We start from the raw sequence: 13,873 nt of genomic DNA, 5'->3' as shown, positions 1-13,873 counted from the left end.
GACTTGTAGCGATGAAAAGCCAAAAGGAGATTATTATGAGAAAGATGAGGAAAAGAATTTTAAGTGTTCTTCTGACAGCAGTGGCAGCGACAACTTTACTGGCAGGCTGCGGAGGCAAAGACGAAGGTAAAAAAGCAGCAGGTGAAGATATCACCGTTGTATCCAGAGAAGACGGATCCGGCACAAGAGGAGCGTTTATTGAGTTATTTGGGATCGAAGAAAAAGACAGTGACGGAAATAAGATAGATAACACGACAACGGAGGCAATGATCACCAACTCTACTTCCGTTATGATGACGACAATCGCCGAGAATGAGGCAGCAATCGGATACATATCTTTAGGGTCCTTAAATGATACAGTAAAAGCCCTGAAGATTGACGGAGCAGAGCCGAGTACCGAAAATGTAAAAAACAAGACTTATAAGATCGTGCGTCCGTTCAACATTGTGACAAATGAGAAGAAGCTGAGTAACCAGGCTAAAGATTTTATGAAATTCATAATGAGCAAAGAAGGCCAGGAAGTGGTCGCAGACAATGGATATATTACGGTCGATGACAAGGCTTCCGCATACAAAGCAGCCGGGGCAAAAGGCAAGATTGTTGTGGCAGGATCATCATCTGTTACCCCTGTCATGGAAAAGTTAAAAGAGGCCTATACGGCACTGAACAAAGATGTAAAGATCGAAGTTCAGCAGAGTGATTCTACAACAGGAGTGACTTCCACAGTGGACGGAGTCTGCGACATCGGGATGGCATCCAGAGAACTTGCAGACAGCGAGGTGAAAAAAGGCGTGAAGCCTACAGTCATCGCACAGGATGGAATCGCAGTGATCGTAAACAAGAAAAACGAGGTATCTGAACTTAAAAGTGACCAGATAAAAGGTATTTTTACAGGTGAAGTGATTTCCTGGGGCGACGTGAAATAAAGCTATATAGTGCAAATAGAGAGATAGTGGGGAAATAAAGATGAAACAGTACAAAGAAAAGATCATGAAAGGCGTATTCCTGACCGCAGCCTGTACTTCCATACTGGCAGTCATACTGATATGTGCATTCCTGTTCATGAACGGCTTACCCGCTATTGGGGAGATCGGACCGGTAAAATTTCTGGCCGGAGAGCGATGGATGCCAAAGAATGGATTCTTTGGCATCTTCCCAATGATCATGGGAAGCCTTTATATCACAGCAGGAGCCATCATCGTGGGTGTCCCTGTCGGAATCTTTACGGCGGTCTTCATGGCAAAGTTCTGCAGCGGGAAGCTTTATAAAATACTGAAGCCGGCAGTGGATCTTTTGGCAGGAATTCCATCTGTGGTTTATGGCTTCTTCGGCATGGTCGTTTTGGTGCCGATGGTCAGAAATATTTTTGGCGGCAACGGAAACAGTATTCTTACGGCGTCACTGCTTTTAGGGATCATGATTCTGCCGACGATTATCGGTGTTTCTGAGAGTGCCATCCGTGCAGTGCCGGACAGCTATTACGAAGGTTCACTGGCCCTGGGGGCGAGCCACGAGAGAAGTGTGTTTTTTACAGTACTGCCTGCGGCGAAATCCGGTATTTTGGCAGGTGTGGTGTTAGGGATCGGAAGAGCCATAGGAGAGACTATGGCGGTTGTCATGGTCGCGGGAAACCAGGCCAGGATGCCGATGGAACTTGCTAAGGGAGTCAGGACACTGACGGCGAATATCGTATTGGAAATGGGATATGCCACGGATCTGCACAGAGAAGCGCTGATCGCCACGGCTGTGGTGCTGTTTGTCTTTATCCTGCTGATTAACCTTTCTTTTTCTGCATTAAAACATAAGGAGGAATTCTGATGGAGGCGATGACAGCAAAGCCATTAAACGGTATAAAACAGGTGAATAAGGTCACAAGGAAACAGAGATTTTCTTCTTACAAAAGAACTCCGCTCTCTCTGCTTCTGTATCTGCTGGTGCTGATATCCACGGTCTTTACGGCGGGAATTTTGATCTATCTGATCGGATATATTTTGGTGCATGGGGTTCCGTATCTTACAAAAGATCTGTTTTCTTTAAAATACACATCGACGAATGTATCACTTTTTCCGGCCATGGTCAACACGGTCAGCATGACAGCACTGGCGCTCTTATTTGCAGTGCCGCTGGGAATCTTTTCTGCGATTTATCTTGTGGAATATGCCAAGAAGGGAAACCGGCTTGTGGGGATCGTCAGGATTACTGCCGAAACTCTTTCAGGAATTCCGTCGATTGTATATGGACTGTTTGGTATGCTGTTCTTTGTGACCACATTAAAATGGGGACTGTCCATTTTATCGGGAGCCGCAACACTGGCGATTATGATTCTGCCGGCTGTGATGAGAACCAGCGAGGAGGCATTAAAATCTGTCCCGGATTCTTTCAGGGAAGGAAGCTTCGGGCTTGGAGCGGGAAAACTTAGGACGGTCTTTCAGATCGTGCTTCCGTCTGCGGTGCCCGGCATTTTGTCCGGAGTCATATTGGCAGTGGGAAGAATCGTAGGAGAGACGGCGGCGCTGATGTATACAGCCGGAACAGTGGCAGAGATACCATCCAATGTGATGGGTTCCGGGAGAACATTATCAGTCCATATGTATGCACTCTCCAGCGAGGGTTTGCACATCAATCAGTCTTACGCCACAGCGGTGGTTCTGCTGATCGTAGTGATCGTCATTAACGCGGTGTCGACATTTATTGCCAAGCGGATAACGAAAGGATAGAACATGGAATCTAAAATCAAAGTACAGAATCTGGATTTATATTACGGGGATTTTAAAGCGCTCAAAGCGATCAATCTTGATATTTCCCCGAATGAGATCACGGCATTTATCGGTCCGTCCGGCTGTGGAAAATCTACACTTTTAAAGTCATTAAACCGTATGAATGATTTGGTGGAAGGATGTAAGATTACGGGAAAAGTCACTCTGGACGGAGAAGATATTTACGGAGATATGGACATTAATCTGCTCAGGAAACGGGTGGGTATGGTATTTCAGAAACCGAATCCGTTTCCTATGAGTGTCTATGATAATGTAGCCTACGGACCGAGGACACATGGAGTCAGGAACAAAGCGCAGCTGGATGAGATCGTGGAGAAATCTCTGAGAAACGCGGCAATCTGGGATGAACTGAAGGACCGACTGAAAAAAAGTGCCATGGGCCTTTCGGGAGGCCAGCAGCAGAGACTCTGTATCGCCAGGGCTCTGGCAGTGGAGCCGGAGGTGCTCCTGATGGATGAGCCGACGTCTGCCCTGGACCCGATTTCTACCTCAAAGATCGAGGACCTTGCGGCAGAACTGAAATCCAAGTATACTATCATTATGGTAACCCATAATATGCAGCAGGCCGTCCGTATTTCCGATAAGACCGCATTTTTCCTCTTAGGGGAAGTCGTAGAGTATGGAAAGTCCGATCAACTGTTTTCCATGCCGAAAGATCAAAGAACAGAAGACTATATTACAGGAAGGTTTGGTTGATATGAGAAATCGGTTTGACAGACAGCTTGAACAGCTGAATATTGAAATGATCGAGATGGGTGCCCTCTGTGAGGATATGATTCATCTGGCAGGGAAACTGGTAGATACAAAGAGCAAAGAGATGATTTCAAGGATCAATGATCTAGAAGAAGAGATCAATCAGAAAGAGCGGGACATAGAGAGACGATGTATGAAGCTTCTGCTCCAGCAGCAGCCGGTGGCCGGGGATTTGAGGGTGATTTCAGCAGCGCTTAAAATGGTTTCTGATATGGAACGGATCGGGGATCAGGCTGTGGATATCGCGGGCATTGTAAAAAAGAGTGATGTGGTGACTGTGATGAATCATCACACCCATGTTCTGATGATGGCTGCAAGAACGCTCGCCATGGTCACAAAAGCTGTGGATTCTTTTGTAAAAAAAGATCTGGATGCGGCCAATGAGGTGATCAAAGCAGACGACGAGGTGGACGCTCTGTTCTCAAAGGTGAAAAAAGAAGTGATCTCTTTGATTCATGAGGACCCGGAAAAAGGAGAGGCCTGTGTAGCGATTGTCATGATTGCCAAGTATTTTGAGCGGATCGGCGATCACGCCAGCAATATCGCCGAATGGGTAGAATTCTCTATGACCGGGGAATATAAAGGAGGAAGTCTGTGATTTATATTGTCGAGGACGATGCGAACATACGGGAACTTGTCATTTATACTCTTCAGAGTACAGGATTTGATGCGGGGGGATATGAAAGCGGCATCAGCTTTTTTAAAGATCTTTCGGCTGGAAAGATTCCTGAACTGGTGCTTCTGGACATTATGCTTCCTGGGGAAGACGGCATTAGTATTTTAAGGAAGATCAGGAGCAATCCTGAGACAAAGCATATCCCGGTGATCATGATGACGGCGAAGGGCGCCGAGTATGACAAGGTGCTGGGCTTAGACAGCGGAGCGGACGATTATATTACAAAACCTTTCGGCATGATGGAACTGGTATCCCGGATCAAAGCGGTTTTAAGGCGGGTAAAAAAAGAGGAGCCGACGGAAGAACTTTCGGCAGGAAATCTCTATATCCATGTGGGAAAGCATAAGGTGCTGGCAGACGGTGAAAAGGTGGAGCTGACCTACAAAGAGTTCCGCCTGCTCTGTATGCTGATGGAGAGCAAAGGCAATGTGCTCACCAGAGACCAGCTTCTCACAAATATTTGGGGTTATGATTTTGATGGCGAGACCCGGACGGTGGATGTCCATATCCGTACCCTGCGCCAGAAGCTGGGAGAATGCGGATCTATGATCGAGACTGTGAGAGGGATCGGTTACCGCATTGGAGGAAATGAATGAAGCGTAAGATATTTCTGAATATGAGCTACATTGCCCTGATCACGGTGGTGTGCACTACGGTATTTTTATCTGCGGTCGCTTACGGAAGATATATGTCCCAGGTAAAAGAGGGAATTCAGAACGAGGCCGGATATATGGCGGAGTCCCTGAACCAGCATGAGAACCAGAGTCTGGATGCATACAAAGATATCACGATCAGCAGGATCACGCTGATCGCTGCGGACGGGAAAGTCCTGTATGACAGTACGGGAAAAGAAAAGTCCATGAGCAATCACAGAAATAGAAAAGAGTTCAAAGAAGCGGCAAAAAATGGGGCCGGCGAGAGTACAAGGATTTCTAAGACCCTCAAAAAACAAACGTATTACTATGCTGTAAAGCTTTCGGACGGCAGTGTCTTACGGCTCAGCCGGGAGACTCAGACTATTTTTAATCAGGTGGAGGGCGTACTGCCTGTTCTGATTTTAATGATGGCAGTGGTTTTTGTTTTGGCGCTGGCCCTTTCAAGACTCCTCACCGGAAGGATTATTGAGCCGATCAACCGGATCAACCTGGAGCATCCGGAAGATGAAAATACCTATGACGAGCTGTCACCTCTGCTGGTGAGGATTCACCGGCAGAATGAAGCGATCAAAGAAAAGATCAGAGAGATCAAGGAAAAGCAGATCGAGTTTACGACGATTACAGAAAATATGAGCGAAGGCTTTCTGATCCTCAATGATAAATCTGTGGTGCTTTCTTACAATACGAGTGCTCTTCGGATTCTTGACATCAGGGAAGATCAGTGCAGCAACCAGAATGTATTGTCCATTAACCGCAGCCATGAATTCCGCAGGGCGGTGGAGGCAGCTTTGAATGGTGAGGCTTTTGAGGAAGTGATGGAATTTCGCGAGCGCAAGTACCTGCTGATGGCCAATCCGGTGACGGTATCAGGCGCAGTGAAAGGAGCGGTGCTGATGATGATTGATGTGACAGAAAAAGAAGAAAGAGAAGAACTGAGAAAAGAATTTTCTGCCAATGTATCTCATGAGCTGAAGACTCCGCTGACGACGATTTCGGGATATGCGGAGCTTATGAAAGACGGACTCGTAAAGCAGGAGGATGTAGGCCGGTTCTCGGAAAAGATTTACACAGAGGCCAGAAGGCTCATTTCCATGATAGAGGGTATCATCAAACTGTCCAGACTGGATGAAAATCAGATTATACAGGAAAAAGAAGAGGTTGATCTGTATCAGCTGGCTTTGGAGATCAAAAACTCTCTTTCTATGAAAGCGGCAGAGGAAGGAATTGACATTCAGGTTCTCGGCTCACCGTGTAAAGTCTCAGGGGTACGCCAGATCTTATACGAAATGCTGTATAATCTCATGGAAAATGCAGTTAAGTACAATGACAGGGGAGGTCATGTGTTTGTAACCGCCGCTGTCATGGAAGGGCGGGCTGCCGTGATTGTAGAAGATGACGGTATCGGCATTCCGCCGGAAGATGCGGACCGTATTTTTGAGCGGTTTTACCGGGGAGACAAAAGCCATTCCAGTGAGCGGGAAGGCACAGGCCTGGGGCTTTCTATCGTAAAACACGGAGCTAAATACCACGGCGCAAAGATCGAAGTGGAAAGTGAAGTGGGCAGGGGAACAAAAATTGCAGTTATTTTTTAGCCTAAAAGAGGCGGTCCTTTTTGGATCGTCTCTTTTTTTCTCCTTCTTTTTATGTTATGATTTCAGTTAAGTATGACATTTTCCACATGATTTCCGTTCGGCTCTTAGAATGCCTCACTCCAATCATGTAGAAAATGGACATAATGTCTGCTGGAAAGGTATTCTTCGAATAAAATGGACTATTCAAAGTAAAATTTCTTTATTCGTCGGCTTTTTCCAGAAGAAACTATGTCCATCTCGTCCATTTTCATTAATATAAAGGAGAATTGACATGATCAATGAATTAGTAAAAAAAATAAAACAGCTGGATGCACCGATCGTGGTGGGACTGGACCCGATGCTTGATTATGTGCCTGACCAGATAAAGAAGAAAGCATTTGACGAATTCGGTGAAACTTTGAAGGGTGCCGGGGAAGCAGTCTGGCAGTATAATAAAGGAATTATTGACACTACATACGATCTGATTCCGGCGGTTAAGCCTCAGATCGCCATGTACGAGCAGTTCGGAGTGGAAGGCCTGATCGCCTTTCAAAAGACTTGTGAATATGCAAAGGAAAAGGGACTTGTGGTGATCGGCGATATTAAGAGGGGCGATATCGGCTCCACATCAGCGGCCTATGCGGTGGGACATGCCGGAGCAGTACAGGTGGGCAGCAAAAAATACCGCGGATTCGATGAGGATTTTCTGACGGTAAATCCATACCTTGGCAGTGACGGTATTCTGCCTTTTATTGATGTATGCAAAGAGGAGAAGAAGGGTCTGTTCATTCTGGTCAAGACGTCCAATCCTTCCAGCGGAGAATTTCAGGATCAGCTTGTAGATGGAAAACCGTTATACGAACTGGTGGCAGAGAAAGTGGCTGTGTGGGGCGAAAGCCATATGGGAGACGATTACAGCTATATCGGAGCCGTCGTAGGGGCAACTTATCCGAAAATAGGAGAAGTCTTAAGAAAAATCATGCCGAAAAATTACATTCTGGTTCCGGGATACGGTGCGCAGGGAGGGAAAGCAGAGGACTTAAAACCGTTCTTTAATGAGGACGGGCTGGGAGCCATCATCAATTCTTCCAGAGGCATCATCTGTGCGTACAAACAGGAACAGTACAGCAGCTTTGGGGCTGAGAATTATGCAGATGCATCCAGACAGGCGGTGCTGGACATGAAAGAAGATCTGAAAAAAGCATTTGTAAAATAAGGAGAGACCGATGGGAAAACAGAACATAAAGGCTGAGATTCTCAGCCAGAAGAAGCTTTCCGCAGATATTTTTGACATGACGCTGAATGTTGGAGATATGGCCAGGGAGGCTGTGCCAGGGCAGTTCGTATCTGTCTACGTCAACGACGGAAGCAAACTTTTGCCGAGACCGGTCAGTATCTGTGGTATTGACAGAGAACAGGGCACAATCAGGCTTGTATACCGGATTGCGGGCAGGGGAACGGAACTTTTAAGTACCTATGAAGCAGGAACCCGGATAAACGTGCTGGGTCCCCTGGGCAATGGATTTACAATGAAAAAAGAAAAAGCGATCTTGATCGGCGGAGGCATTGGAATTCCTCCGATGCTGGAACTTGCAAAACAGCTGGGCTGTGAGAAAAACATCGTGCTTGGCTATCGGGATCAGGATACTTTTTTAAAGGAAGAATTTGAGCCATACGGCGATGTCTATGTCTCAACAGAAGACGGTTCTGTGGGGACAAAAGGAAATGTGATTGATGCCGTCAGAGAACAGGCGGTACAGGGTGCTGTCATTTATGCCTGCGGACCGACACCTATGTTAAAAGGTGTCAAAGCTTATGCGGCGGAAATGGGGCTGGAAGCCCAGATTTCTCTGGAAGAGCGAATGGCATGCGGCATCGGTGCGTGTCTTGCGTGTGTCTGCAAATCAAAAGAAGTGGATGGGCATACCCATGTCCATAATAAGCGGGTCTGCAAGGATGGGCCTGTATTTGACGCAAAGGAGGTAGAACTCTGATGAATTTGGGAGTAGAGATCGCAGGAGTTTCTTTAAAGAATCCGGTGACCACAGGCTCCGGGACTTTCGGTTCCGGGGAGGAATACAGTGAATTTGTCGATCTGTCCAGCCTTGGAGCGGTGACGACAAAAGGTGTTGCCAATGTGCCCTGGCCGGGCAATCCGACGCCGAGAGTTGCTGAGACCTACGGAGGTATGCTCAATGCGGTAGGACTTCAGAATCCGGGTGTTGACGTGATGATTAAGAGAGATCTGCCGTTTTTAAAGGAGGCAGGAGCCACTGTGATCGTCAATGTCTGCGGAAAAACTACCGAGGATTATCTTGAGGTAGTGGAACGGCTGTCTGACCAGCCCGCAGATCTTCTGGAGATCAATGTTTCCTGCCCGAATGTGAAAGAGGGAGGCATTGCTTTCGGTCAGGATCCAAAAGCATTGTACGAGATTACAAAAGCAGTAAAGGCAAAGGCAAAGCAGCCGATTATCATGAAACTGAGTCCCAATGTGACAGATATTAAAGAAATGGCAAAGGCCGCAGAGGCTGCGGGAAGTGATGCGCTGTCTCTGATTAATACTCTGACCGGAATGAAAATTGATATTGAGAAGAGGGATTTTCTTCTGGCAAATAAAACAGGGGGACTCTCAGGGCCGGCCATCAAGCCGGTGGCAGTGCGAATGGTATATGAGGTGTGCAGTACGGTGAAGATTCCGGTGATCGGAATGGGAGGAATCCTTACTGCAGAGGATGCCCTGGAGTTTATCATGGCCGGAGCCGCTGCGGTAGCTGTAGGAACAGCGAATTTTACGGATCCGTGCGCGACTGTCAAAGTGATTGAGGGGATAAAGTCTTACATGGAACGCCATAACATAGAAGATATCCGGGAATTGATCGGATGTGTAAAGTAAACTGCAAAAGATGACGGAAGTGAGGTCAGCATGAATATATTATTTTTCTTGACGCCGAAGGAAGATGTATCATATCTGCCGGAAGATTATACTTTGAGACAGGCGCTGGAGAAAATGAAATACCATGGGTACTCGGCAGTTCCTATATTGACCGGCGACGGAAAGTATGTGGGAACCGTGACGGAGGGGGACCTTCTATGGGCAATGACGGATGATGCCGGATTTGACCTTGAGAAGGCAGAACTGATCTTTTTAAAAGATATGAAGCGCAGAAGGGACAACAGGCCCGTGACAATCAATACAGATATGGATGACCTGGTGGATGTGATCAAAGACCAGAATTTTGTTCCGGTCATCGACGATGAACAGAGGTTTATCGGGATCGTCACAAGAAAAGATGTGATCGGGTTTTATTACAGAGAATATCAGAAGGCTGAATATAAGGAGGAACATGATGGAACAGTATAAAAAAGAGTTTATTGAATTTATGATCGACTGCAACGTTTTGAAATTCGGAGATTTTGTGACCAAAAGCGGAAGAAACACGCCGTTCTTTGTAAATACGGGATTTTACCGGACCGGTGCCCAGTTAAAGAAGCTTGGAACTTATTATGCAAAGGCCATTGAGGCGAAATTCGGATTTGACTTTGATGTCTTGTTCGGACCCGCATACAAGGGAATCCCGCTGAGTGTAGCCGCCGCCATTGCAATCTCTGAAACCTATGGGAAGGATATCAAATACTGTGCAAACCGCAAGGAAGTAAAAGATCACGGGGACACAGGAATCCTGCTTGGAAGTCCGATCGAAGACGGAGATAAGGTCGTGATCATTGAAGACGTGACCACAGCCGGAACCTCCATCCAGGAAACACTTCCGATCGTGAAAGCCCAGGGTGATGTGGATGTATTGGGGCTCGTGGTTTCTGTGGACCGGATGGAACGGGGACAGGGAACAAAGAGCGCCCTGGAAGAGATCCGTGAAAATTACGGGCTGGAAACTACGGCCATCGTAACGATGCAGGAAGTGGTGGAACACTTGTATAATAAACCTTATAATGGAAAAGTTATTATCGACGATACATTAAAGGCAGCTATTGACGCATACTATGAGAAGTATGGCGTTCAATAAAGAAGGGTTTATTTGTGACAAGAAAAAAGAAAAGGGCAGCCAGGTTTGGCTGCCGGATTTTATTTTATTTGTATCTCATTGTGATGTTTTATTTTGTGCTGTTCAGTGAGCGTTACGGCAGAGAGACTGGGTATGATACATCCCATGTAAATCTGGAATTGTTTAAAGAGATCAAACGGTTCTGGATGTATCGATCCCTGCTTACCCCGGAGGCATTTATAACAAATTTGGTCGGAAATGTTTTTGCATTCAGTCCGTTTGGATTTCTGCTGCCTGTCATGACAGAGAAAAAACGGGGACTGATAAAAGTTGTCCTCGGATCATTTTTATTCAGTCTGATCATTGAAAGCTGCCAGTATATTTTTAAGGTTGGGGTCTTTGACGTGGACGACTTACTGTTAAACACGATCGGCGGACTGATCGGTTATATCATCTACAAAATTTCCGTCACGATTTACCGGAGGAAATAATATGCGGGTTAATAAAAAGAAACGTCAGGCCTATCGTCCGTCGGATCACGTTGTATCCAGGGAGTCAGCAGTTTCCAGTATTCTCGGAGCCATAGGAATTTTCGGCTATCTTATTTTAGTCGGAGCTTCCTTTCAGGCGGCCGGAAACGGGGGAATACTGCTCGGCGCAGCTGCGTGGGTGCTGTTTGGCATCTCTGTCTTTGGAATGATGCTGGCAGTGCGCAGCTATCATGATACGGCATCCATCAGGGTCTGGAAAGTGGTCGGAAGTATTACAAACGGAGCGGTGCTTTTGTTTTCAGCTGCTTTGTTTGTGATCGGATTGATTTAGGAGGGAGTTATGGAACGACTTAAGAAACAGATGGAGTTTATCATAGAGGTGGATAAGCTCAAAGACATTATTCGTCAGACGAATCTGACAAATGGGGAAAGAAAAGAAAATGATGCGGAGCATTCATGGCATCTGGCACTGATGGCTGTTTTTCTATCTGAATATGCAAAGGAACCGGTGGATGTCCTTCAGGTGATCAAGATGGTTCTGATCCATGATCTGGTGGAAATCGATGCAGGAGACACTTATTTGTACGACGAAGCCGGAAATGGTACGAAAGCGGCAAGAGAACAGAAAGCGGCGGAACGGATCTTCAACATTCTTCCCGGAGATCAGGCAGAAGAGCTGTTTCAACTGTGGCAGGAATTTGAGGACCGTAAAACACCGGAATCCAAGTTTGCGAATACACTGGACCGGATTCAGCCGGTTCTTTTGAATGATGCCACAGAGGGAAGGGCCTGGAGAGAACATGACGTCTGCATTGACCAGATTATGAGCAAAAATGAGTATACCAGTCAGGGATCTGATGTACTCTGGGCGTATATTCAGGAAGTTTTTGAGAAAAATATAGAAAACGGAAATATTAAAAGGAGCTTATAACGTGGATGAATTATTAATGGAACGCCATTTTCTGAACCAGGAAAGGCTCAAGGCTATTTTACAGGAAGACTCTGTAAAAGAGCCTTTTTTGGATTATTTCAGAAAAATGGCGGAGAGGCTTTTATTTGCCGACGAAGTATATGGAACAAAAGACAAACAGCTGTTTCAGCTGAAAGAGTGGAACAAAGAGTGGTATGAGCAAATTCTGCCGTCTGAGTATGATGTATGCTATGGAAATCCGGACTACGCCCGGAATGTTTTTGGGGAAGAGTTCGGGGATATTTTGTGCTTTTTGTATGCAGAAATCCAGGGCTGCTTTGTTTATGCGGTGGAAGGACAGCTGTTTGAGCTGACAATTATGAATGAACTGTTTTTAGAAATCTATCAGCTGTTTCTGGAAGGGGATGTACAGAGAAAGACGGCAAAACAGGTCATCTTTGACCATATGAGAGATTACAGCCAGGAACTCTGCTATAACCGTGTCAGGGAGCAGCTGGATCCGTGTGTGTCTTCTGCGTCAGATATTGTGATGAAGGAGGATCTGGACAATACGGATGTTCTATATCTGTATGGTGAGTATGTCTCAGAAAATGAGACAAAGATGCTTTCTTTTTTAAACAGTCTTCCTAAGGAACGGATGAAAGAGATTGCCAAAACTTTTGTGGACGGATATCACGATGGCTTTATTATCAACAACATTGATATGTCAAAAAAAACAACCGTAAATATCCGGTATCATCTCGGGTTCGAACCAATCATCAGGGAGGCTGCACTGCAGTTTCAAGAGATCGGGCTGACTCCGATTCTGTACCGGGGCACTACGGGTGTGATTACAAGAGGGATGTCAAAAGTCGGGTACATTTCCACAAGTCCAAACCCCCAGTTTGAGTATGACCACAGATTTGACCAAGCGCTGTTTTTTAACAAAGCGTTTATGAGCCACAAGCTGGAAAGCTATCGGAATGCCTATGAAAAATTGAAGGAGGAGGCTGCAGCATTTGCAGGACCTGCATGCATGGAGACGTTCGGGGAACTGCCGTTTACGCCGGAGAATAAAGAGACTGCTCTGCGTCTTTCCGAGAAGCAGCAAAAGCTTTCTGTGGAGTACCAGAATGAGTCCGGCAGGATTGCCAACGAGTATATGAAACCGGAGGAGCGGAGTTTTACGATCATCGCATATCCGATCCCGGAAATAGGGGAAAACTTCGAAGCAATCTTCGAGGAGGTGGCTAAGGTCAATACGCTGGACAAAGAAAAATATAAGAAAATCCAGCAGCATCTGATCGATGCCCTGGACCAGGGTGTGGAAGTCCATATAAAGGGAGCGGGAGAGAACGAAACAGACCTCTATGTGGCCATGCACGAGCTGGAAGATGCTGAGAAGGAGACTAACTTTGAAAATTGTCTGGCAGATGTAAACATTCCGGTTGGTGAGGTGTTTACTTCACCGAAATTAAACGGAACCAGCGGAGTGCTTCATGTGAGTGAGGTCTATTTAAGAGATCTGAAGTTTATCGATCTGAGACTGGTTTTCAAAGACGGTATGATTACAGAGTATTCCTGCCGGAATTTCGAGTCGGAAGAAGATAATAAGGCATATATAAAGCAGAACCTTCTCTATAACAGGGAGACTCTTCCCATGGGAGAGTTTGCCATCGGAACCAATACTACGGCCTATGCCATGGCACAGAAGTTTGGGATTTTATATCAGCTTCCAATCCTGATCGTCGAAAAAATGGGACCTCATTTTGCAGTGGGAGACACCTGTTACAGCCACAGCGAAGCAACCGAGCTTCACAATCCTGACGGAAAAGAGATTGTGGCAAAGAGCAACTGTTTTTCAGAAAAAGGAGAATATTTTAACTGTCATACGGATATCACCATTCCTTATGAGGAGCTGGATTCCATCTGCGTGATCGGCCTCGGCGGCAGGAAAACGGCTTTGATAAAGGAAGGAAAATTTGTCCTCCCGGGCACAGAAATCCTGAACGAACCATTGACGTAACCGGATACA

The 13,873-nt window shown here is 46.2% G+C and carries 16 protein-coding genes; all 16 read left to right on the top strand.

From position 1 onward, the window contains the following. The first annotated feature begins 35 nt into the window (after nucleotides 1-35). The 16 genes from ANCC_RS12560 (at nucleotide 36) to ANCC_RS12485 (ending at nucleotide 13,864) form a co-directional block, all read left to right on the top strand. Nucleotides 36-926 (top strand): substrate-binding domain-containing protein, encoded by an 891-nt coding sequence (locus tag ANCC_RS12560; protein WP_009290283.1) that lies wholly within the window; start codon nucleotides 36-38, stop codon nucleotides 924-926. A 40-nt stretch (nucleotides 927-966) separates the two neighbouring features. After that, nucleotides 967-1,818, top strand: coding sequence for a phosphate ABC transporter permease subunit PstC (pstC, locus tag ANCC_RS12555; protein WP_006568081.1), 852 nt, complete (start codon nucleotides 967-969; stop codon nucleotides 1,816-1,818). After that, nucleotides 1,818-2,717 (top strand): phosphate ABC transporter permease PstA, encoded by a 900-nt coding sequence (pstA, locus tag ANCC_RS12550; protein ID WP_006568082.1) that lies wholly within the window; start codon nucleotides 1,818-1,820, stop codon nucleotides 2,715-2,717. The genes pstC and pstA overlap by 1 nt, the downstream gene beginning before the upstream one ends. Before the next feature lie 3 nt (nucleotides 2,718-2,720). After that, nucleotides 2,721-3,473 carry a phosphate ABC transporter ATP-binding protein PstB gene (gene pstB / locus ANCC_RS12545; RefSeq protein ID WP_006568083.1) on the top strand — a complete coding sequence of 251 codons (753 nt, stop codon included), beginning with the start codon at nucleotides 2,721-2,723 and terminating at the stop codon, nucleotides 3,471-3,473. A gap of 1 nt (nucleotide 3,474) precedes the next feature. Then, nucleotides 3,475-4,128, top strand: a complete 654-nt coding sequence (gene phoU / locus ANCC_RS12540) for a phosphate signaling complex protein PhoU (RefSeq protein WP_006568084.1) — start codon at nucleotides 3,475-3,477, stop codon at nucleotides 4,126-4,128. After that, a complete protein-coding gene (locus tag ANCC_RS12535; RefSeq protein WP_006568085.1) occupies nucleotides 4,125-4,802 on the top strand; it encodes a winged helix-turn-helix domain-containing protein in 678 nt (225 codons plus the stop codon). The genes phoU and ANCC_RS12535 overlap by 4 nt, the downstream gene beginning before the upstream one ends. Further along, nucleotides 4,799-6,454 (top strand): sensor histidine kinase, encoded by a 1,656-nt coding sequence (locus ANCC_RS12530; protein WP_006568086.1) that lies wholly within the window; start codon nucleotides 4,799-4,801, stop codon nucleotides 6,452-6,454. Before ANCC_RS12535 ends, ANCC_RS12530 begins: the two co-directional genes overlap by 4 nt. A gap of 271 nt (nucleotides 6,455-6,725) precedes the next feature. Further along, nucleotides 6,726-7,649: an orotidine-5'-phosphate decarboxylase gene (gene pyrF / locus ANCC_RS12525; protein ID WP_006568111.1), complete on the top strand. Its 924-nt coding sequence runs from the start codon at nucleotides 6,726-6,728 to the stop codon at nucleotides 7,647-7,649. A 10-nt stretch (nucleotides 7,650-7,659) separates the two neighbouring features. Next, nucleotides 7,660-8,427 (top strand): dihydroorotate dehydrogenase electron transfer subunit, encoded by a 768-nt coding sequence (locus ANCC_RS12520; RefSeq protein ID WP_006568110.1) that lies wholly within the window; start codon nucleotides 7,660-7,662, stop codon nucleotides 8,425-8,427. Continuing rightward, nucleotides 8,427-9,329 (top strand): dihydroorotate dehydrogenase, encoded by a 903-nt coding sequence (locus tag ANCC_RS12515; RefSeq protein ID WP_006568109.1) that lies wholly within the window; start codon nucleotides 8,427-8,429, stop codon nucleotides 9,327-9,329. The genes ANCC_RS12520 and ANCC_RS12515 overlap by 1 nt, the downstream gene beginning before the upstream one ends. Nucleotides 9,330-9,359: 30 nt before the next feature. Then, nucleotides 9,360-9,797 (top strand): CBS domain-containing protein, encoded by a 438-nt coding sequence (locus tag ANCC_RS12510; protein WP_006568108.1) that lies wholly within the window; start codon nucleotides 9,360-9,362, stop codon nucleotides 9,795-9,797. Further along, nucleotides 9,784-10,458, top strand: coding sequence for an orotate phosphoribosyltransferase (gene pyrE, locus ANCC_RS12505; RefSeq protein WP_009290291.1), 675 nt, complete (start codon nucleotides 9,784-9,786; stop codon nucleotides 10,456-10,458). Before ANCC_RS12510 ends, pyrE begins: the two co-directional genes overlap by 14 nt. Before the next feature lie 14 nt (nucleotides 10,459-10,472). After that, the gene (locus ANCC_RS12500) at nucleotides 10,473-10,928 is read left to right on the top strand and encodes a VanZ family protein (protein ID WP_022261296.1); all 456 of its coding nucleotides are present in this window, start codon (nucleotides 10,473-10,475) and stop codon (nucleotides 10,926-10,928) included. A gap of 1 nt (nucleotide 10,929) precedes the next feature. After that, the gene (locus tag ANCC_RS12495) at nucleotides 10,930-11,259 is read left to right on the top strand and encodes a hypothetical protein (protein ID WP_006568104.1); all 330 of its coding nucleotides are present in this window, start codon (nucleotides 10,930-10,932) and stop codon (nucleotides 11,257-11,259) included. 9 nt (nucleotides 11,260-11,268) lie between these two features. After that, nucleotides 11,269-11,859 carry an HD domain-containing protein gene (locus ANCC_RS12490; RefSeq protein ID WP_006568103.1) on the top strand — a complete coding sequence of 197 codons (591 nt, stop codon included), beginning with the start codon at nucleotides 11,269-11,271 and terminating at the stop codon, nucleotides 11,857-11,859. A 16-nt stretch (nucleotides 11,860-11,875) separates the two neighbouring features. Continuing rightward, on the top strand, nucleotides 11,876-13,864 hold the full coding sequence (locus ANCC_RS12485; protein ID WP_006568102.1) for an aminopeptidase: 1,989 nt from the start codon (nucleotides 11,876-11,878) through the stop codon (nucleotides 13,862-13,864). The last annotated feature ends 9 nt before the right edge of the window (nucleotides 13,865-13,873 follow it).

Source organism: Anaerostipes caccae L1-92 (assembly GCF_014467075.1).
In the GTDB taxonomy this organism is placed as follows: Bacteria; Bacillota; Clostridia; order Lachnospirales; family Lachnospiraceae; genus Anaerostipes; species Anaerostipes caccae.
This window is presented reverse-complemented; position numbering and strand designations above follow the sequence as displayed.

Bases quoted from the DNA above. Each gene is read 5' to 3' on its own strand.
- phoU (WP_006568084.1), top strand. From the start codon at position 3,475: ATGAGAAATCGGTTTGACAGACAGCTTGAACAGCTGAATATTGAAATG.
- ANCC_RS12510 (WP_006568108.1), top strand. From the start codon at position 9,360: ATGAATATATTATTTTTCTTGACGCCGAAGGAAGATGTATCATATCTG.
- ANCC_RS12530 (WP_006568086.1), top strand. From the start codon at position 4,799: ATGAAGCGTAAGATATTTCTGAATATGAGCTACATTGCCCTGATCACG.
- ANCC_RS12490 (WP_006568103.1), top strand. From the start codon at position 11,269: ATGGAACGACTTAAGAAACAGATGGAGTTTATCATAGAGGTGGATAAG.
- pyrF (WP_006568111.1), top strand. From the start codon at position 6,726: ATGATCAATGAATTAGTAAAAAAAATAAAACAGCTGGATGCACCGATC.
- pstA (WP_006568082.1), top strand. From the start codon at position 1,818: ATGGAGGCGATGACAGCAAAGCCATTAAACGGTATAAAACAGGTGAAT.
- pstB (WP_006568083.1), top strand. From the start codon at position 2,721: ATGGAATCTAAAATCAAAGTACAGAATCTGGATTTATATTACGGGGAT.
- ANCC_RS12560 (WP_009290283.1), top strand. From the start codon at position 36: ATGAGAAAGATGAGGAAAAGAATTTTAAGTGTTCTTCTGACAGCAGTG.
- ANCC_RS12495 (WP_006568104.1), top strand. From the start codon at position 10,930: ATGCGGGTTAATAAAAAGAAACGTCAGGCCTATCGTCCGTCGGATCAC.
- ANCC_RS12515 (WP_006568109.1), top strand. From the start codon at position 8,427: ATGAATTTGGGAGTAGAGATCGCAGGAGTTTCTTTAAAGAATCCGGTG.
- ANCC_RS12520 (WP_006568110.1), top strand. From the start codon at position 7,660: ATGGGAAAACAGAACATAAAGGCTGAGATTCTCAGCCAGAAGAAGCTT.
- ANCC_RS12485 (WP_006568102.1), top strand. From the start codon at position 11,876: ATGGAACGCCATTTTCTGAACCAGGAAAGGCTCAAGGCTATTTTACAG.
- pyrE (WP_009290291.1), top strand. From the start codon at position 9,784: ATGGAACAGTATAAAAAAGAGTTTATTGAATTTATGATCGACTGCAAC.
- pstC (WP_006568081.1), top strand. From the start codon at position 967: ATGAAACAGTACAAAGAAAAGATCATGAAAGGCGTATTCCTGACCGCA.